The organism is Pseudomonas sp. H3_E04, from assembly GCF_054668915.1.
The window spans coordinates 374,366-392,357 of record NZ_CP162797.1 but is presented as its reverse complement, the minus strand read 5'-3'; the positions used below and the strand labels follow the sequence as shown (position 1 = coordinate 392,357).

General features: G+C 59.4%; 17 protein-coding genes and 1 pseudogene. 2 read left to right on the top strand and 16 right to left on the bottom strand.

The genetic code is table 11. The features are described from left to right. Positions 1-4 precede the first annotated feature (4 nt). Both AB4N53_RS01835 and AB4N53_RS01830 read right to left on the bottom strand, forming a co-directional pair. Positions 5-2,148, bottom strand: a pseudogene (locus AB4N53_RS01835) (3-hydroxyacyl-CoA dehydrogenase NAD-binding domain-containing protein). Between the two features lie 24 nt (positions 2,149-2,172). Further along, on the bottom strand, positions 2,173-3,378 hold the full coding sequence (locus tag AB4N53_RS01830) for an acetyl-CoA C-acetyltransferase (protein ID WP_460117700.1): 1,206 nt from the start codon (positions 3,376-3,378) through the stop codon (positions 2,173-2,175). A gap of 577 nt (positions 3,379-3,955) precedes the next feature. Between AB4N53_RS01830 and AB4N53_RS01825 the strand changes: the two genes are divergently transcribed. Further along, a complete protein-coding gene (locus tag AB4N53_RS01825) occupies positions 3,956-4,777 on the top strand; it encodes a c-type cytochrome (RefSeq protein ID WP_460125279.1) in 822 nt (273 codons plus the stop codon). 119 nt (positions 4,778-4,896) lie between these two features. Here the strand turns inward: AB4N53_RS01825 and AB4N53_RS01820 are convergent, their stop codons facing one another. From AB4N53_RS01820 to AB4N53_RS01775, 10 genes are all read right to left on the bottom strand, one after another. Then, positions 4,897-5,700 (bottom strand): transglutaminase family protein, encoded by an 804-nt coding sequence (locus AB4N53_RS01820; protein ID WP_073472583.1) that lies wholly within the window; start codon positions 5,698-5,700, stop codon positions 4,897-4,899. Next, a complete protein-coding gene (locus AB4N53_RS01815) occupies positions 5,697-6,647 on the bottom strand; it encodes an alpha-E domain-containing protein (protein ID WP_016773788.1) in 951 nt (316 codons plus the stop codon). The genes AB4N53_RS01820 and AB4N53_RS01815 overlap by 4 nt, the downstream gene beginning before the upstream one ends. A gap of 12 nt (positions 6,648-6,659) precedes the next feature. Then, on the bottom strand, positions 6,660-8,069 hold the full coding sequence (locus AB4N53_RS01810) for a circularly permuted type 2 ATP-grasp protein (protein ID WP_460117697.1): 1,410 nt from the start codon (positions 8,067-8,069) through the stop codon (positions 6,660-6,662). A gap of 476 nt (positions 8,070-8,545) precedes the next feature. Then, positions 8,546-8,893, bottom strand: a complete 348-nt coding sequence (locus tag AB4N53_RS01805; protein WP_003223226.1) for a ribonuclease E inhibitor RraB — start codon at positions 8,891-8,893, stop codon at positions 8,546-8,548. Between the two features lie 209 nt (positions 8,894-9,102). Continuing rightward, entirely contained in the window at positions 9,103-9,336 is a 234-nt protein-coding gene (locus tag AB4N53_RS01800; protein WP_186622600.1) for a hypothetical protein, read from the bottom strand. Positions 9,337-9,558: 222 nt separating this feature from the next. Further along, positions 9,559-10,434 (bottom strand): polyamine aminopropyltransferase, encoded by an 876-nt coding sequence (speE, locus tag AB4N53_RS01795; protein ID WP_460117695.1) that lies wholly within the window; start codon positions 10,432-10,434, stop codon positions 9,559-9,561. A 224-nt stretch (positions 10,435-10,658) separates the two neighbouring features. Then, a complete protein-coding gene (locus tag AB4N53_RS01790) occupies positions 10,659-10,850 on the bottom strand; it encodes a PLDc N-terminal domain-containing protein (protein ID WP_039763840.1) in 192 nt (63 codons plus the stop codon). Between the two features lie 71 nt (positions 10,851-10,921). Next, entirely contained in the window at positions 10,922-11,452 is a 531-nt protein-coding gene (locus AB4N53_RS01785; protein WP_460117692.1) for a hypothetical protein, read from the bottom strand. A 133-nt stretch (positions 11,453-11,585) separates the two neighbouring features. Next, complete coding sequence (locus AB4N53_RS01780; protein ID WP_039763836.1) at positions 11,586-12,104, bottom strand: ankyrin repeat domain-containing protein; 519 nt, start codon at positions 12,102-12,104, stop codon at positions 11,586-11,588. Between the two features lie 95 nt (positions 12,105-12,199). Continuing rightward, on the bottom strand, positions 12,200-14,038 hold the full coding sequence (locus AB4N53_RS01775) for a long-chain-acyl-CoA synthetase (RefSeq protein WP_460117690.1): 1,839 nt from the start codon (positions 14,036-14,038) through the stop codon (positions 12,200-12,202). A 385-nt stretch (positions 14,039-14,423) separates the two neighbouring features. Here AB4N53_RS01775 and AB4N53_RS01770 point away from each other — a divergent pair, with 385 nt between their 5' ends. Continuing rightward, a complete protein-coding gene (locus AB4N53_RS01770; protein ID WP_016773780.1) occupies positions 14,424-14,702 on the top strand; it encodes a DUF3509 domain-containing protein in 279 nt (92 codons plus the stop codon). Between the two features lie 175 nt (positions 14,703-14,877). Here the strand turns inward: AB4N53_RS01770 and mtnC are convergent, their stop codons facing one another. The 4 genes from mtnC to AB4N53_RS01750 all read right to left on the bottom strand — a co-directional run bounded on the left by mtnC (position 14,878) and on the right by AB4N53_RS01750 (position 17,972). Next, positions 14,878-15,561, bottom strand: a complete 684-nt coding sequence (mtnC, locus tag AB4N53_RS01765; protein ID WP_460117688.1) for an acireductone synthase — start codon at positions 15,559-15,561, stop codon at positions 14,878-14,880. A gap of 4 nt (positions 15,562-15,565) precedes the next feature. Then, complete coding sequence (locus AB4N53_RS01760; RefSeq protein ID WP_038861971.1) at positions 15,566-16,111, bottom strand: 1,2-dihydroxy-3-keto-5-methylthiopentene dioxygenase; 546 nt, start codon at positions 16,109-16,111, stop codon at positions 15,566-15,568. Between the two features lie 92 nt (positions 16,112-16,203). Beyond that, a complete protein-coding gene (locus AB4N53_RS01755) occupies positions 16,204-16,830 on the bottom strand; it encodes a methylthioribulose 1-phosphate dehydratase (RefSeq protein ID WP_460117686.1) in 627 nt (208 codons plus the stop codon). Beyond that, complete coding sequence (locus AB4N53_RS01750) at positions 16,827-17,972, bottom strand: MFS transporter (RefSeq protein ID WP_024012224.1); 1,146 nt, start codon at positions 17,970-17,972, stop codon at positions 16,827-16,829. Before AB4N53_RS01750 ends, AB4N53_RS01755 begins: the two co-directional genes overlap by 4 nt. Positions 17,973-17,992: the final 20 nt, after the last annotated feature.

Sequence of the window (17,992 nt, the reverse complement as noted above, 5' to 3'; positions counted from 1 at the left end):
GGCCCTAGAACATTTCACCTTTCGCCGCTTTGTCCAGCAGCAGCGCTGGCGGGGTAAAACGCTCGCCGTACTGCTCGGCCAGATACTGCGCGCGGGCGATGAAGTCCTTCAGGCCATATTGGTTGATGAACTGCAGCGCACCGCCGGTCCACGCGGCGAAACCGATGCCGAAGACGGAGCCGACGTTGGCATCCGCCGTCGAGGTCAGCACGCCCTCCTCCACACAACGCACGGTTTCGATGGCCTGCACAAACAACAGACGATCACGCACATCCTTCGCAGAAATCTGTCCGTCGGCCTTCTCGAAGCGCGTTTTCAGCTCCGGCCACAAATGCTTTTGGGCACCTGCTGGATAGTCATAAAAACCGCCCCCGGCAGCTTTGCCCGGTCGTTTGAATTCATTGAGCATCAAGTCAATCACGGCAAAGGCCGGATGCTCAATCAGTGGTTTCCCCTCTGCGTGTAAGTCCTTGGCCGTCTGCTGACGGATATGGCTCATCAGGCTGAGGGAAACTTCGTCGGAGATTGCCAGAGGCCCGACCGGCATTCCGGCCTTGCGCGCTTCGGTCTCGATCATCGGTGCACTGACGCCCTCGCCGAGCATGGCAATGCCTTCGTTGGTGAATGTGCCGAAAACCCGTGAGGTGAAGAAGCCGCGACTGTCGTTGACCACAATCGGAGTTTTCTTGATCTGCAGAACGAAATCGAAACCGCGAGCGAGAGTTTCATCGCTGGTCTGCGCGCCCTTGATGATCTCCACCAGTGGCATTTTTTCCACCGGACTGAAGAAATGCAGGCCGATGAATTTGCGTTGATCCGGAATGGCGGTCGCCAGGCCGGTGATCGGCAGCGTCGAGGTATTGGAAGCAATCACCGCTTCGCTTCCGACGACCTGTTGCGCGGCGGCAGACACCCTGGCTTTGAGTTGGCGATCCTCGAACACCGCTTCGATGATCAGATCGCAACCCGCCAGATCGCCATCGCTTTCGCTCGCAACGATTCGCGCCAGCACCGCTTCGCGCTGTTCGGCAGTCATGTGGCCACGGGCAACTTTCTTATCCAGCAGCGCCGCGCAATGCGCTTTGCCCTTTTCGGCAGCGGCGAGGTTGATGTCCTTGAGGACGACCTCGATACCGGCCGAGGCGCTGACAAACGCGATGCCCGCGCCCATCATTCCGGCGCCTAGTACACCGACTCTCTGCGTTTTATAAGGCGCAAAACCTAGCGGTCGTGAACCGCCGGCGTTGATCTCGTTCAGTTGAAACCAGAACGTACCGATCAGATTTTTCGAGATTTGCCCGGTCGTCAGTTCGGTGAAGTAGCGGGTTTCAATCAGGTGCGCCGTGTCGAAATCGACCTGAGCGCCCTCCACCGCTGCGCACAGAATCTTTTCCGGTGCCGGCAGAGTGCCCTGGGTTTTCGCGCGCAGGATCGATGGCGCGATCGCCAGCATCTGCGCCACTTTCGGGTTCGATGGCGTGCCGCCGGGAATCTGGTAACCCTTGACGTCCCAGCGCTGCACTGCCGCCGGATTGGCGATAATCCAGGCGCGCGCCTTGGCCAGCAATTCATCTGGATCTGCTGCCAATTCATCAATCAGCCCGGCCTGCAACGCCTGTTGCGGGCGCACCTTCTTGCCTTCAAGCAAGTACGGCAGCGCTTTTTCGATGCCGAGCATGCGCACCATGCGTACTACTCCGCCGCCGCCCGGCAACAGCCCCAGCGTCACCTCCGGCAAACCCAGTTGCACCGAGGCATCATCCACAGCGATGCGATGGTGGCAGGCCAGACAGATTTCCCAACCACCGCCCAGCGCCGCGCCGTTGATCGCCGCGACCACCGGTTTGCCGAGGGTTTCCAGGCTGCGCAATTGCGCCTTGAGGGTCAGCACCATGTCGTAGAAAGCTTTGGCTTCGGGCTTGCCGACCTTGATCAGTTCATTGAGGTCGCCGCCGGCAAAAAAGTTTTCTTCGCCGAAGTGATGATGACTCCGGCGATGCTGTCTTTCTCGGCCAGCAAACGGGCAACGCAAGCGGCCATGGCCTCGCGGTACACGGCGTTCATGGTGTTGGCGCTCTGGCCCGGCATGTCCATGGTCAGCACGACGATACCGTCCTGGCCTTTTTCGTAACGAATGGCTTCGCTCATAACAGGGTTCCTTGAAGTCGGGGCTCAGAGGCGTTCGATGATGGTGGCAATGCCCATGCCGCCGCCGACACAAAGCGTCGCCAGCCCGTAGCGCAGGTTGCGCGCTTCCAGTTCATCGAGCAGGGTGCCGAGGATCGCGCAACCGGTGGCGCCCAGCGGATGGCCCATGGCGATCGAGCCGCCGTTGACGTTGACCTTGCCTGGATCGACGGCCATGTCCTTGATGAATTTCAATACCACCGAGGCGAACGCTTCGTTGACCTCGAACAGATCGATGTCCTCCACCCGCAGTCCGGCCTTGGCCAGCGCTTTGCGGGTCGCCGGCGCCGGGCCGGTGAGCATGATGGTCGGGTCGGTACTGGTGACGGCTGTAGCAACGATGCGCGCCCGTGGCTGCAGGCCCAGGGCGCGGCCCTTGGCTTCGGAGCCGATGAGCATGAGCGCCGCACCGTCGACAATTCCGGAACTGTTGCCCGGCGTGTGCACATGGCTGATCCGCTCGACATGGCTGTAGACCCGCAACGCCGTGGCGTCAAAGCCCATCTGCCCGATCATTTCGAAACTCGGCTTAAGTTTGCCCAGGCCTTCGAGGGTCGATTCGGCGCGGATGAACTCATCGTGATCAAGCAGGATGATGCCGTTTTGATCCAGCACCGGCACCAGCGACTTGTTGAACGAGCCGTCGGCTCGCGCTCGTGCGGCTTTTTGCTGCGAGTGCAGGGCATAGGCATCGACGTCCTGCCGGCTGAAGCCTTCGAGGGTAGCGATCAGATCGGCGCCGACACCTTGCGGCGTGAAGTGGCTGTGCAGGTTGGTCTGCGGGTCCAGTGCCCAGGCGCCGCCATCGCTGCCCATCGGCACCCGTGACATCGACTCGACGCCGCCGACCACCACCAGATTCTCGAAGCCTGAGCGCACTTTCATCGCGCCAAGATTCACTGCTTCCAGACCTGAAGCGCAGAAACGGTTGATCTGCACACCGGCGACGCTGACGTCCCAGTCGGCCACTTGCACCGCCGTCTTGGCGATGTCCGAACCTTGATCGCCGATCGGCGTGACGCAGCCGAGGACGACATCATCGACCTGACTGGTATCCAGCGCGGTGCGCGCCTGCAAGGCGCTCAGCAAACCGGCCACCAGGTTGACCGGCTTCACGCTGTGCAGCGCGCCATCGGCCTTGCCTTTGCCACGCGGGGTGCGTAACGCATCGAAAATCAAAGCTTCAGTCATGACGTCCTCGAACCTGATTTATTGTCACTTCACTTTCGCCCTGCGCCGACTGGCAAGCAATGACCACATTGCTCAAAGCGCTTGACGCACACGCTCAGACGGACGGTCATCCGGCATCAGGTGAACCGGTTCAGGTCAGCGAGTTGTCTAGCCAGCGGGCGGCAAAGAAGCTGGCAATACGCCTCATGCTTTTTTTAAAGCTTTTTCCAAGCGCTCCATATGAAATGGATCTAAGTCAACGCGGACGTGGGCCCTAAGGTGAAGATGTACGCCATCGTCGTCGGGTTTTGCCGAGACGGGCGTCCTTCAACAGGAAGTGCAACGCGTGCCGTCAGGGATATGCAGTCAGGCATGCATCAGGAAATAACAATAAAGGCGGTCAAGCCATGTTCAAACAACCGAAAGTACGTCAAGCAGGGCTCATTCTTTTCGCCACGACGCTGTTGTTGATCTTGCCGAATCTGACCAAGGTCATCGGCTGATTCAAACGTCGCGTGCTGTATATCGCCACTGAAAATGTGACTGGCCCGCTACCCGGGCCAGCGTGGTTGTGCCAACCTTTGCGCACTTCCACGACATGGACGGCGATCTTTTGAAAACGCTCATTGCGCTCGGTGCCTTGCTGCTGAGCTTGCCCTTGTCTGCCGCACAACTGGATTTGCAGTTGGGCGCAAACAGCCGCACCTGGCAGACCGAAGAGCTGCTCAAGCATCCTCAGCTGCAAACTCTCACGATCAACAATGATGTTTCCTACAAGAAGGACATGACCTATCAGGCTGTGCCTCTGGCCGCATTGCTGAAGGGGATCAAGCCGGAGGATCATTTGCAGGCGGTGGCCCTGGATGGCTTTGCCGCAGAGTTGGCCGCTGCGCCCTTGCTGAACAGGGACGGCGCACGAGCATGGCTGGCAATCGAGGACCCGGCGCGGCCGTGGCCACCGCTGTCTGCCGGCAAGCACAGCGCCGGGCCGTTCTATCTGGTCTGGACCGATCCGCAGACCGGCAATATCAGCCCCGAACAGTGGCCGTTCGAAGTCGCCAGCATCAAGCTGATGGCGCCGGTGGCCCAACGCTTCCCTGCCCTGCTGCCCGATCCTGCCTTGAAGGCCGATGATCCGGTGAACAAGGGGTTTGCCCTGTTTCAGAAAAACTGCCTGGCGTGTCATCGATTGAATGGTGCGGGCGATGCGCAGTTCGGGCCGGATCTGAATATTCCGTATAGCCCGACCGAGTATTTCGGGGCGGATTTCTTGAAGCGCTACATCCGCGATCCGCAGAGTTTGCGTCAGTGGCCGCAGGCGAAGATGCCGGGGTTTTCTGCTGAGGTATTGCCGGATACAGATCTTGAAATGCTGGTGGGCTATCTCAAGCACATGGCCGGCCGCAAAGCCAAGCCCTGATGCAGTCCCCTTGTGGGAGCGAGCCTGCTCGCGAAGGCGGAATGTCAGTCGCTGATTGGCTGGCTGATGGACCGCTTTCGCGAGCAGGCTCGCTCCCACAGGGCTTTGCGTGCGTAGAACTATTGTTGCTGCACGGAAATAACCGGCGTCGGCGAGACGAACACCTTCGCATGCATCTGCTCGCAGCCGCCGCCCCGGCGCATGCCGCGCACCGGGCAGGCATCGAGATAATCCAGGCCCACCGCCAGCTTCAGGTGTCGCTCCGGGCGCGCCAGCTGGTTGGTCACGTCGAAGCTGTACCACGCGTCATCCAGCCACGCTTCTGCCCAGGCATGGCTGGCCAGATGCTCGCAGTCTTCGCTGTACAGATAACCCGAAACGTAACGCGACGGCACGCCGAGGCTGCGCGCGCAGGCGAGAAAGGCATGGGCATGATCCTGACAGACCCCGGCGCGACCGGCGAAAGCTTCGGCGGCGCTGGTGTCGACTTCGGTGGAGCCCGGCGTGTAGGTCATGTGCTGATTCAGACCATGCATCAAGTCGATCAGCGCGGTGCGATCACGCCGTTGCTTGCAGTTCTTCGCGGCAAACTCGCGCAAGGCTTCATCGGCTTCGGTCAGGCGCGTGAAGCGCAGGAACGGCAGCGCCGACTGGCTCTCATGTTCGGCCTCGCGCAATTCATCGATATCAACCTGACCACGGGCGCCAATGATGATCGCTTCGTGCGGCTCGTCCATGGTCAACACATGCAGGATATTGCCGAACGGATCGAGCTGCGCACGCACCGGACGCGGCAGATCGAGCTGCCAACTGAGCACATGCTGACGCTCGCTGTCATGAGGGGTCAGGCGCAGGTACTGGATGCTCGCGCGCACCTGATCTTCGTAGTGATAGGTGGTCTCGTGGCTTATGGAAAGTCTCATGCAGCCTCCAGGTAGGAACTGTGAATGGCGTTGCCCAACTGGCGCACCAGCGGGATGAATTCGGTCAGCCAGGCGTGCAGGCCTTCTTCGAGGATTTCGTTGATGCCGGTGTAGCGCAGGCGCGCGTCCATTTCCGCCGCCAGGCGTTGTGCCGGCCGGCCGTTGGCGCCGGGCAACTGCGCGAGGATCTGGTCGATCTCTTCGGTGCAGGCACGCAGCGAGCGCGGCACATCGGCGCGCAACAGCAGCAGTTCGGCCACATGCCGGGCGCCGGGCGCGTCGCGATAGATTTCGGTGTAGGCCTCGAACGACGACAACGCCCGCAGCAGCGCACTCCACTGGTAATAAGCGTGCGCCGTGCCATCGCTGACGGCTTCGGCCTGATCGCCGGCCATTTCGTAACGCGCATCAAGCAGGCGCAGCGTGTTGTCCGCGCGCTCGATAAACGTGCCCAGACGAATGAAGCGAAACGCGTCGTTGCGCATGATCGTGCCGTATGAGGCGCCACGAAACAGGTGCGAACGCTCCTTGATCCATTCGCAGAAACGGCTCATGCCATAGCGGCTCAGGCCCTGTTCGGCGATGCCGCGAATTTCCAGCCAGGTCGCATTGATGTTTTCCCACATGTCGGCGGTGATTCGCCCGCGTACCGCATGAGCACTGGCCCGCGCCGCGCCAAGGCAGCTGTAGATACTGGCCGGGTTGGCGGCATCCAGTGCGAAGAAATGCAGCAGACGTTCGGCGTGGAGGTCGCCGTGGCGTTCAAGGTAATCGTCAAGGGTGCCGGTAATCAGCAACGGCATGGCGAGTTCGTGCAGACCGTCGCCGCGCCCGTCCTGTGGCATCAGCGACAGTGAATAACTGATGTCGAGCATGCGCGCGAGGTTCTCCGCACGCTCCAGATATCGCGACATCCAGTACAGATCCGAGGCAGTTCTACTTAACATGGCAAGCTTCCTTCAATCCTCGACTACCCAGGTGTCCTTGGTGCCGCCGCCCTGGGAGGAATTCACCACCAGGGAGCCTTCACGCAACGCGACACGGGTCAAACCACCGGGTACGACCCGGGTTTCGCGACCGGACAACACGAACGGACGCAAATCGATATGGCGCGGTGCAATGCCATTTTCGACAAAGGTCGGACAGGTCGACAGCGACAGCGTCGGCTGCGCGATGTAGGCATGCGGTTTGGCTTTGATGCGCTCGCGGAACGCATCGATTTCCGCCGTCGTCGCGGCTGGCCCGACCAGCATCCCGTAACCGCCGGAGCCTTGGGTTTCCTTGACCACCAGATCCGGAAGATTGGCCAGCACGTGGGAAAGTTCAGACGGGTTGCGGCACTGCCAGGTCGGCACGTTTTTCAGAATCGGTTCTTCGTCGAGGTAGAAACGGATCATCTCGGTGACGAACGGGTACACCGATTTATCGTCCGCCACGCCGGTGCCGATGGCGTTGGCCAGCACCACGTTGCCGGAACGATAGGACGACAGCAGCCCCGGCACGCCGAGCATCGAGTCAGGGTTGAACGCCAGCGGATCGAGAAATGCGTCATCGAGGCGACGGTAGATCACGTCAACCGCTTTCGGGCCATCGGTGGTGCGCATGAATACCTTGTCGTCCCGCACGAACAGATCCGCGCCTTCCACCAGTTCAACACCCATTTCCCGCGCCAGAAACGCATGTTCGAAGAACGCGCTGTTGAAGCGCCCTGGCGTAAGTACCACCACACTGGGGTTGTCGATCGGGCTGGAGCTTTTCAGCGTGTCGAGCAGCAGATTGGGATAGTGATCGATCGGCGCGATGCGCTGGGCGGCGAACAGTTCGGGGAACAGGCGCATCATCATCTTGCGGTCTTCGAGCATGTAGCTCACGCCGCTGGGTGTGCGCAGGTTGTCTTCGAGGACGTAATAAGTGCCATCGCCGTCGCGCACCAGATCGACGCCGGAGATGTGCGAGTAGATGTCGCGGTGCAGATCCAGGCCCTGCATCGCCAACTGGTATTGCTCGTTGGCCAGCACCTGTTCGGCGGGAATGATCCCGGCCTTGATGATGCGCTGCTCGTGATAGAGGTCGGCGAGAAACATGTTCAACGCCTTGACCCGCTGAATACAGCCACGCTCGACAATCCGCCATTCACTGGCGGGGATGCTGCGAGGAATCGTATCGAACGGAATCAGTCGCTCGGTGCCTTGCTCGTCGCCATAGAGCGTGAAGGTGATCCCGGCCCGGTGAAACAACAGATCGGCCTCGCGACGGCGCTGCGCGAGCAACTCGTCAGGTGTCTCGGCCAGCCAGCGGGCGAATTCTCGGTAATGCGGGCGGACCAGGCCGCCGGCATCGTACATCTCATCAAAATAGGTGCGGATCATGCCGTACTCCTTGTCACTCCGGACATACAGGCCTTCGCAAGGCCCGTGCCATCGGCATAAACGCTTTTAATTCAATCGGTTGTAGATCTATGCCGCAGACCGCGCACCATTCCTGTGCGGCAAATGCCCCGGCCCGATTGCCCCCGCTTCATTGCGACGCACTGCATCGCCTATCACCAGCATAGTCAGAGTTGATTTCACTGCCCGGCCGCGACTGCGGATAATCCGCGCATTCGCTGCAAAACTTCCCCGGCACGGCGTCGTGAAGTCGCCAGCTCACTGAGCTGAACTGCCTTGGCAGCCCCGTCCCGACAGGACTTTATTGCATACCCGTCTTCCCTTTTAGCCACCCTCTCCGGTGGCTTTTTTTTGCCGGGGATTCTTGTTTCAGGGTTTTGCCACTGCGATGTGCAGAAGCCAGAAACGACAACGGCCGACCCGAAGGTCAGCCGTTGCCCGACAAACAATGCGCAAGATCAATTCAACCGGTAACGATTGCGCACCTCCTGCTTCACGCCCCAACCCTCGATAATGCCGCCCAGCGGTTCGACCACGGCAGAAAAGCCTTGCTCGAAATCGCCAATATCGTCATAGGTCGCATACATCACTTTGCTCAATTCCAGCGACCAGGCGCCGTCGTCGCGCGCACTGACTTGGGCATTGATGGATTCACCGCGAAATTTGCCTGCTGCCCTGCGCGCCCGCTCCTCGTCCGGGAAAATCGCGTAGAACTCGATGGGATGGAACCGGGAAAAATCGAATCCGCCTTCTTTCATGCGGCGCAGAACGTTGCTGCTGATGTCTTCTTGATAGGCTGTGCTCATGAATCGTCCCCCTCGATTGATGGATAGACTTTCCGTATTCCCGCCCCGGGCCTTTTGGCCTAAGTACTACGGCAACGTGGTTGCGCGCGGGAAACAAGCATGTAGCTGACAAGACCAGACCTTAGCGATCCATTCGCTGATCTCGCTTGCAGAGTAGCCCCAAGAGAGCGCCGCTGCCAAGGCCTGGTTTTCGAGATGACAGGAAGTGTTCAGATGGGTGTGATGCTGCGGATTTCGATGCCGTTCTGGGTCTTGAGGTTTTTCACCCCGGCATCGGCGGTGCGCCCTTCCAGATCGTTCAGATCCAGCTTGGCAGCGACCGGAAGAAGCCGCTCCTTGATCAGCCGTGCGGCTTCATCATCGGACGGGCATTCCTCACGTTCGAAGACTTCATCAACAATTTCGCCGTGATCATCCACGAAAGTGACTTTCCACTTTTGCATCAGTGCCTCCTCGATCAACCCGTAAATGGGCTTACCTCTATCTCGACTTTTTTCCGCGATAGTTGGTTCAAAAGGATTACAGCACGTGGCCAGGAAAAACGGATGAGCGTTGTGGTAGCGAGCCTGCTCGCGAAGGCGGCATGCCAGTCGACATTGAGTTGGCTGACACTGCGCTTTCGCGAGCAGGCTCGCTCCCACAAGGAGGTTTTTTGCGGGGAAGTATCAGTCGTTGCTCGGCTTGTTGACCGCTTGCAGCACGTATTGCGGCAAGGCGAACGCGCCAATGTGGATTTCCGGGTTGTAGTAGCGGGTGACGATGCCGCTGCCGATGAAGCGCTGTTGCAGGGTTTCACGGCTGAGCTTGCGGTAGGCCGGGTTGGTCGAGCCCCACGCGAAGGTCATCGAACCACCGATGTAAGTCGGCACGGCGGCCTGATAGAAATGCCAGTCCGGAAACAGGCTGCGCAGGCGACCAGCGGTGGTTTTGACTTCCTCGATCTGCATGAACGGCGTGCCGTTCTGAGTGACGAGGATGCCGCCCTCGTTCAGGCAACGGTGGCAAGCCTGATAGAAATTCTCCGAGAACAGCACTTCACCCGGGCCGATCGGATCGGTTGAGTCGGAGATGATCACGTCGAATTTTTCAGTGGTGGTGGCGACGAAACGCATGCCGTCGTCGATCACCAGATTCAGGCGCGGGTCGTCGTAGGCACCGGCGGAATGGTTCGGCAGAAATTCCTTGCACATGTCGACCACGGTGCCGTCGATTTCGACCATGGTGATGTGCTCCACGCCGGCATGCTTGGTCACTTCGCGCAACATGCCGCCGTCACCGCCACCGATGATCAGCACGCGCTTGGCAGTGCCGTGGGCGAGGATCGGCACGTGGGTGAGCATTTCGTGATAGATGAATTCGTCGGCTTCGGTGGTCTGGATCACGCCGTCCAGCGCCATCACCCGGCCCATGCGCGGGTTCTGGAAGATCACCAGATGCTGGTGTTCGGTGCGCACTTCGTGCAGCAGTTTTTCCATGCGAAAACGCTGGCCGTAGCCTTCGTAGAGGGTTTCCAGGTACTCGCTGGTCTTGGTGACGGTCATGGTCAAGTGCTCCGATAAATGCGCGGGCGCCATCGTGGGGACGATTGCCCGGGAAAGGCGCGCATTCTACGTTGCCGAAGATGACAGGTCGAACCTCACTTGATGGCGTAGACACAATCCTTGTAGGAGCTGCCGAAGGCTGCGATCTTTTGATCCTGGTTTTCAAGTTCAAGATCAAAAGATCGCAGCCTTCGGCAGCTCCTACAAGGGAGATCGCTGTGTTGTCAGATCCGGACATTGCCCCGTGGCCCGGCGATCGCCCAGATGATCAGGCCCAGCACCGGCAGGAGGATGATCAGCAACACCCAGACAATTTTCATCCCGGTGGAGGTACCGCTTTTCAGCACGTTGATGATGGCCCAGATGTCGAGGGCAAGGATGATCAGGCCAATCAGACCGTTGAACGTGGAACCCATGGTGTCGCTCCAGAATAGTGGCATGCACTTTTAGGATAGACGGTCGCGCGCAGGGTTCCCTTTTATTGCGTTCAGACGTGAACGGCGACCTTCAAGGCTTCCAGCGCTGGCGCAGCGGAGATGCCGACCTCGGCGCACAACTCCAGCACGCGGGGCACATCGTTGCCGTAGACCAGGACCATTTGCAGTTCATCGTCGAGCAACTGGCTGAAGTTGACCAGCGTGTAACCGCCGTTTTCCTTGTTCAGGCTGCTCATCTGCACCTGGATGCGGTTGAGTGCGGTCAGCGCTTCGGTCTTGGCCAGTTGCTTGGGCTTGAGATTGAAGTCCACGCCCGGGCCAAACGAGGCAACGATCTGCGCAAACAGATCGACGTAGGTGTCGGCCTGGAACAGTACGGTTTCCGGCAGGCTACCGACCACCACCCACTCACCCAGCGGAATCGGGAAGGTGTCGTCGTAGTTGATGTCAGGATTGGCTGTCAGAAACGCATCGGCATCGGCGTAGGCCTGCGCGGCTTCGTCGGCGACTTTCAGGATCTCGTCCTCGCCCATGCAGCCAGAGCTGATTTTGCTGATGAGTTCGACGAGTGCGGCTTTCATGAGGGCGGATCCTGTAGTGACAGTAGAATTTCGGGCGCGAAGGATAGCGTAGAAAAGCAGAAGATCGCAGCCTTCGGCAGCTCCTACAGATTCTGCGTTTGACTGCGGACAGGCTGCGATCTTTTGACGTTTATCAAGCCAACAACTTTTCCAGCTGCGCGGTGGTATCGACTGCGCCCATGGTCCGCGCCGCGTCCAGCGCCGTCACGCCATTGGCGTCCTTGGCTTTCGGGTCAGCGCCCTGGCCGATCAGGTAATCGACGATTTCAACGCGGTTGAACATCGCCGCCATCATCAGCGCCGTGCGGCCGTCGAACGACGAGCCTTCGATCTCGGCGCCCGCCTCGACCAGCGCTTTGACCACCGCCAGATCGCCTTTGAACGCAGCGCCGGCAATCGGGCTCTGGCCGTTGCCATTGCGCATTTCCGGATCGGCTTTGTGTTTAAGCAGGACCTTCACCGCATCAACATGGCCGTAGTAGCTGGCGAGCATCAACAAGGTGTCACCCTTGCTGTTTTTCAGGTTCACCGGCAGCCCGGCGGTGACCAGGCGATCAAGCATCTCGGCATCACCGTCGCGCGCCTTGTTGAAAACCTGCTCGGTGAATTCGGCAGCTTCTTCAGGGGTCATCTGGCGGCTTTGGTCGGACATGGGGCACTCCATTTCGGTCTATCGGAAAGCCGACAGTTTCCCGAGCGCGACGGTGGCTGTCACTCGGTTTTTTCCGAGCGCCCTGATAGCCACACTCAATATCGATGTTTGCCTTGTTGAATTTCAGCGAGGATTTGCTCACTGACATGCACATACGTTTCGCTGCCGGGCAACCAGGCGAAGATCGGGTCATCGCCCGTGAGCCCGGGGTCAAAGCCTTCCGTTTTCAAACGAGTCTTCTGGTATTTGAAGGTCCCGGTGGTTTCCATTTTCACTTTCACCCGCAAGAACAACGGCACGGCATAGGCCGGCATGCGTTGCCGGGCGAAACTCAGCAGTTCGGCGAAATCCAGCGTGGCCAAGGATTCGGCGGGAGTGATCGCGGCCATGCCTGCACGGCCGTTGGTGTTCGGGATTTCCACGCCGTAGGCCACGGCTTCAGAAATCAGCGGGTGCTGCAGCAACAGGTTCTCGACTTCGGTGGTCGACACGTTTTCGCCCTTCCAGCGGTAAGTGTCGCCGAGGCGATCGACAAACTGCGCATGGCCGAAACCGATGTTGCGCAGGAGGTCGCCGGTGTTGAAAAAGCGATCGCCCTTGTTGAATACATCGTGCAGTACGACGCGCGCGGTTTTTTGCGGATCGGAGTAACCGTCCAGCGGCGCCTTGTCATCGATTCGCGCGAGGAGCAGACCCTGCTCACCCTTGCTGACCTTGCGCATGAAACCATCCTCGCCACGGAGCGGCTCACCACTGTCGTGATCGTAGGCAACCAACTCCCAGGCCATCAGCGAGAACCCGACGGTGTTATCGAAATTGAGGATGTTGGTGAATCCGATGTTGCCGTCGCTCGCCGCGTACAGCTCACAAATGTGCTCGACGGCAAAACGCTTTTTGAACTCGGCCCAGGCACCGGGACGCAAGCCATTGCCGATCATCTTGCGTACATCGTGGCGACTGTCATCGGCGCTCACCGGTTGCTCGACCAGATACCGGCAGAGTTCGCCGACATAGCCGATGGTGGTCGCGCGGTACCGGCGCACATCACTCCAGAACTGACTGGCGCTGAATTTGCGGCGGATGGCGAACCCCGACGCGCCGTTGATCGCCGATCCCCAGCACACGCACAGGCCTGTGGCGTGATACAGCGGCAAAGTGCAGTAGACGACATCATCCGGGCGCATATCGAGGGCGATCATGCCGAAGCTCGCCGAACTGCGCATCCAGCGTCCATGCTTGAAGACCCCGGCCTTGGGCAGGCCGGTGGTGCCGGACGTGTAGATGTAGAAACACGGATCATCGAAGAAAATTTGCGCGCTGCTCGGCGGGTTATCGCTGCTGGCGTCGGCACTGGCGCTGATCAGATTAACGTAACCCTCGGGCGCGATGCCCGGATGGCTGTAAGTGTCCTGATCAGCGACGAACCATGTACGCGGTGCGGCGATGCAAACCTGATCACGCACGCCGGCATAGGCGGCGGTCAACTCTCCGCCGACCACGATGGCTACCGGCGCGACCAGATTGATGCTGTGGATAAGCGTGTCGCGCATCAGCGAAGTATTGAGCAGCGCACTGACCGCGCCGAGCTTGGCCAGCGCCAGGATGGTCACCAGTAATTCCGCACGGTTCTCGATGAACACCGCGATCACATCGCCCTTGCCGATGCCCTGCTCGCTCAGGTAATGCGCGATGCGATTGGCCCATTGGTTGACCTGCGCGTAGGTCAACGCAACGTCGCCCTGCAACATCGCCACACCATCGGGATTGCGCAGTGTCGCCTGCTCGAACGTCCAGCCCAGGCCGCACGTTTGGGTCGGATCCGTGACGTTGGCCACTTTCATGCCCTTGACCACCCGTGGGATGGCCTTGGCAATCATCGGTAGTTTGCGGAGCATCATGCCCCAGGTAATCGTGTCGCTTGGCGCGTGACGCATGAAAGCTCCCCGTTCGGTCTTGACGTGCAGACCGCTGTTCTTGTTATCGGGTAATGAGTGCGACCCACGCGTTTACACCGTGTGTCGAGAAGGAAAGTACGTCAGCGCTCGCGAGGCTGTACACGCGGTTTTTGCAATGATTTGTATCCCGTCTCGCTGATGAAGGAAGAGCGGATTCTGGTACGGACGTTTGGTTCCATTGAACGGAAAAAATCACGCAAAATGCAGGATGCACGATGGCCATTCATGCAGATTGCACGACACCTGCAAAATGAGATGCTTTCAACTGATTGATTTTAAAGACTTTTTATTTGTTTCAATACTGGCACAAACGCTGCAACTACCTCCGCATGCTTGCCATTCAAGTACATACGGAGCTGATGACATGAGCCTGATTCAAGAAAAATTTACATCGCTGTTCTCCAACTACGAAGTCAGCACTGCCCCACGTCCTGACGGTGGCATCCTGCTCACTCTGCGTAGCAGCGACGGCAAAGTCTTCAAACGCGCACTCTCGTATCAGCAATTGCACGCCGGTGATCAACTGTCGTGGGCAATCAGCGCAATCCGCCGCGACCTGGCCGAACAAGCCAGCGAGCTGCCGCAAATTGCAATGCTACAGAGCCAGCAGCGTTTTGCTCTGCCGACGTATCACTCGCTGTAATTTGCTTTAAACAACAACAGGCCGTGGAGCATGCGCTTCACGGCCTGTTTTTATGTGCGCATGATTTTTGTAGGAGCTGCGGCACGCGGCGATCTTTTGATCTTGATTTGATGCCTAAATCGAAAGATCGCAGCCTCGTTTCACTCGACAGCTCCTACAGGGATTTGTGCAATGGTCAGAACGCTTCCGGTTCGATCCCGGTAAAGCTGTCAACCGTCACGTGTCCTGCCAACTCCCCGCCTTCACGCGCCAAGCCACAGGTTTTCATGCCGGCTGACTGAGCAGCGTCGAGCTCTTCGACGATGTCCGACAGGAACAGGATTTCATCTGCTTCAACACCGACCGCCTGCTGAATGTTGCGGTAGGACTGCGCCTCACGCTTCGTCCCCGATGTGGTGTCGAAATAGCCGCTGAACAGCGGTGTCAGATCCCCCGCCTCCGAGCAACCGAAAATCAGTTTCTGCGCCTGGATCGAGCCGGACGAGTAAACAAACAGTTGATAACCGGCAGCATGCCAACGTTGCAGCGCTTCAACGGCATCCGGATAAACATGCCCTTTCAACTGCCCGGCCTGATAGCCCTGCGCCCAGACCATGCCTTGCAATGCCTTGAGCGGCGTGGCCTTGCGGTCTTCGGCGATCCAGCTCAAGAGAATATCAACAACCCGTTCGACATCGGCCTGCGGCTCGTTGCTGTCGCTGCGAACGGCATCGAGCTGTTCGGCGACATCAGCACGCGAAGCGTTCTGGCGCACAAAGTCGGGCAAGTGTTTGGCGGCGAAAGGAAACAGCACGTCGAAGACGAAACTCACCGCGCTGGTGGTGCCTTCGATGTCGGTGAGGATGGCTTTGATCGACACGGTTTCAGTCCTCCAGACGCGGGAAGCGGCCGGCGATGTCTTCGCCGGTGAAATTGGCAACCCAGCCTTCCGGGTTGTTGAACAGACGAATCGCCACGAAATGCGGATGCTCGCCCATGTCGAACCAGTGTTTGGTGCCGGCCGGAACCGAGATCAGGTCGTTCTTCTCGCAGAGCACGGCGTAGACGTAGTCGTCGATGTGCAGGGTAAACAAGCCACGCCCAGCGACGAAAAATCGTACTTCGTCTTCGCCATGGCGGTGTTCTTCGAGAAACTTGGCGCGCAGTTCGGCTTTTTGCGGATGGTCGCTGTTGAGGCTGATCACATCGACGGTGATGTAGCCGCGCTCGGTCATCAGCTTGTCAATCTGCTCTTTATAAGCGCTGATGACCTCTTCCTGACTGGCGCCGGGCTGGATCTTCGCGGCGGCTTGCCAGCGGTCGAAACGCACGCCCTGCTCGGCCAGCGTCGAAGCGATGTCTTCGAAATGGGTCAGCACCTTGTTGGGAATCTCAGGGCTGGAAACGTGATAAACAGACAGGCTGCTCATGGGCAATTCCTCGGTAGCGGCGGCGCCGTCCGGCTCTTCAAGATCGGTCGGGCGCCGCATGGCATCAGGCATACGGGCTGTTTCGGGTGAACTCAGCCTTGGCGGTTCATGACGCTGCGGGTTGTCAGCTCGCATTCAAACAGGAATTCAAAAGCCTCGATCTGCCGCAGCGCGTCGCTCATCTGCGCGCCCCAAGTGTAGAGGCCATGGCCGCGAATCAGATAACCGACGCAATCGGGATGGGCGTCGAGCCAAGGCTGCACCTTGGCGGCGAGGCGTGCAATGTCCTGATCGTTGTCGAAAATTGGCACGCGCACCCGCGATTCGTGGGTGGAAATGCCGCTGAAGGCTTTTTGCAGTTCGTAGTCTTCAAACTCGATGAAGTCTTGCGAAGTGAGGCGCGACAGCACCGTGGCGTTCACCGAGTGGGTGTGCAGCACGGCGCCGATTTCCGCGCGCCAGCTATAGAGCTGGGTGTGCAACAAGGTTTCGGCGGAAGGTTTCTTGCCCGGTTCCAGGCTATTGCCGGACAAATCGGTGGCGAGCACATCATCCACGCTCAACTGGCCTTTGTGCTTACCCGATACGGTCAACAGCGCTTCGCTCGGTGACAGGCGTGTCGAATAGTTGCTGCTGGTGGCTGGCGACCAGCCCCGGCCATATAGAAAACGCCCGGCGTCGACGATCTGCTGGGCGAGCTGTTCACGGCTAAGGCTCATGGCCTGTCCTCTTGCATACATGTGGCAATGATAACGGCAGCGGCAAGCGCTGCGAGACTGGCAATACTAAAGGTCAATGTCGCGCCGAGGGCATTCCAGCTGTAACCGGAATACAGCGCGCCGAGCGCCCCGCCGGTGCCGGCCAGTGCCGCATACAGCGCCTGGCCCTGACCTTGCTGGCGGGCGCCGAAACTACGTTGCACGAACGCGATGGCAGCCGCGTGAAAGCTGCCGAATGTCGCTGCATGCAACACCTGGGCAAACAACAACACCCAGAGAAACTCCGCAAACGAACCGAGCAGCACCCAACGCAACGCCGCCAGCAGGAAGCTCGCCAGCAGCACCCGGCGCAGGGAAAAGCGCGCCAGAATGCGGCTCATGGCCATGAACATCAGCACTTCCGCCACCACACCCACGGCCCAGAGCATGCCGATGACGCCACGGCTGTAACCGAGGCGTTCAAGGTGCAAAGTCAGAAAGGTGTAATACGGCCCGTGGCTGACCTGCATCAGCGCGACGCAAGCATAAAACGCCAGCACGCCGGGATGACGCAATTGCTTGAGAAAGCCCTCACCCGTCGGCCGATTGCCTTGCGCCGGCTGTGCATTCGGCACCCACAGGCTGCTGAGGACGATGCCGGCCATGATCAGCACCAGCGCCGCCGGATAAATGTCCAGACTGAGCCATTCGAACAGCCGCCCCAGCACCACCACGGTGATGATGAAACCGATCGAACCCCACAGGCGAATCTGGCTGTAGCGCGAGGTTTGCCCCTGCAAATGCGCGAGGGTGATGACTTCGAACTGCGGCAGTACCGCATGCCAGAAGAACGCATGCAGGGCCATGACCATCGCCAGCCAGGCGTAGGTCTGGCTGACGAAGATCAGCGAAAAGGTCAGCAACGTGCACACCGCGCCAAAGCGCACGATGGCCAGACGCCTGCCGGTGTAATCGCCGAGCCAGCCCCAGATGTTCGGCGCCACGCAGCGCATCAGCATCGGAATCGCCACCAGCTCGCCGATGCGCGCGGCACTGAAGCCGAGGTGATCGAAGTACAGCGCCAGAAACGGCGCTGTCGAACCGAGCAAGGCGAAATAGAACAGATAGAAACTGGACAGCCGCCAGTAAGGAAGCGCCGCCACGCCGATTATGCCGCGACGGC

What these genes read in the sequence shown, in the direction of transcription:
- AB4N53_RS01770 (WP_016773780.1), top strand. Translation starts at nt 14,424, where the DNA reads ATGAGCCTGATTCAAGAAAAATTTACATCGCTGTTCTCCAACTACGAA.
- AB4N53_RS01785 (WP_460117692.1), bottom strand. Translation starts at nt 11,452, where the DNA reads ATGAAAGCCGCACTCGTCGAACTCATCAGCAAAATCAGCTCTGGCTGC.
- AB4N53_RS01830 (WP_460117700.1), bottom strand. Translation starts at nt 3,378, where the DNA reads ATGACTGAAGCTTTGATTTTCGATGCGTTACGCACCCCGCGTGGCAAA.
- AB4N53_RS01780 (WP_039763836.1), bottom strand. Translation starts at nt 12,104, where the DNA reads ATGTCCGACCAAAGCCGCCAGATGACCCCTGAAGAAGCTGCCGAATTC.
- speE (WP_460117695.1), bottom strand. Translation starts at nt 10,434, where the DNA reads ATGACCGTCACCAAGACCAGCGAGTACCTGGAAACCCTCTACGAAGGC.
- AB4N53_RS01755 (WP_460117686.1), bottom strand. Translation starts at nt 16,830, where the DNA reads ATGAGCCTTAGCCGTGAACAGCTCGCCCAGCAGATCGTCGACGCCGGG.
- AB4N53_RS01810 (WP_460117697.1), bottom strand. Translation starts at nt 8,069, where the DNA reads ATGATCCGCACCTATTTTGATGAGATGTACGATGCCGGCGGCCTGGTC.
- AB4N53_RS01775 (WP_460117690.1), bottom strand. Translation starts at nt 14,038, where the DNA reads ATGCGTCACGCGCCAAGCGACACGATTACCTGGGGCATGATGCTCCGC.
- AB4N53_RS01825 (WP_460125279.1), top strand. Translation starts at nt 3,956, where the DNA reads ATGGACGGCGATCTTTTGAAAACGCTCATTGCGCTCGGTGCCTTGCTG.
- AB4N53_RS01800 (WP_186622600.1), bottom strand. Translation starts at nt 9,336, where the DNA reads ATGCAAAAGTGGAAAGTCACTTTCGTGGATGATCACGGCGAAATTGTT.
- AB4N53_RS01815 (WP_016773788.1), bottom strand. Translation starts at nt 6,647, where the DNA reads ATGTTAAGTAGAACTGCCTCGGATCTGTACTGGATGTCGCGATATCTG.
- AB4N53_RS01760 (WP_038861971.1), bottom strand. Translation starts at nt 16,111, where the DNA reads ATGAGCAGCCTGTCTGTTTATCACGTTTCCAGCCCTGAGATTCCCAAC.
- AB4N53_RS01820 (WP_073472583.1), bottom strand. Translation starts at nt 5,700, where the DNA reads ATGAGACTTTCCATAAGCCACGAGACCACCTATCACTACGAAGATCAG.
- AB4N53_RS01790 (WP_039763840.1), bottom strand. Translation starts at nt 10,850, where the DNA reads ATGGGTTCCACGTTCAACGGTCTGATTGGCCTGATCATCCTTGCCCTC.
- AB4N53_RS01805 (WP_003223226.1), bottom strand. Translation starts at nt 8,893, where the DNA reads ATGAGCACAGCCTATCAAGAAGACATCAGCAGCAACGTTCTGCGCCGC.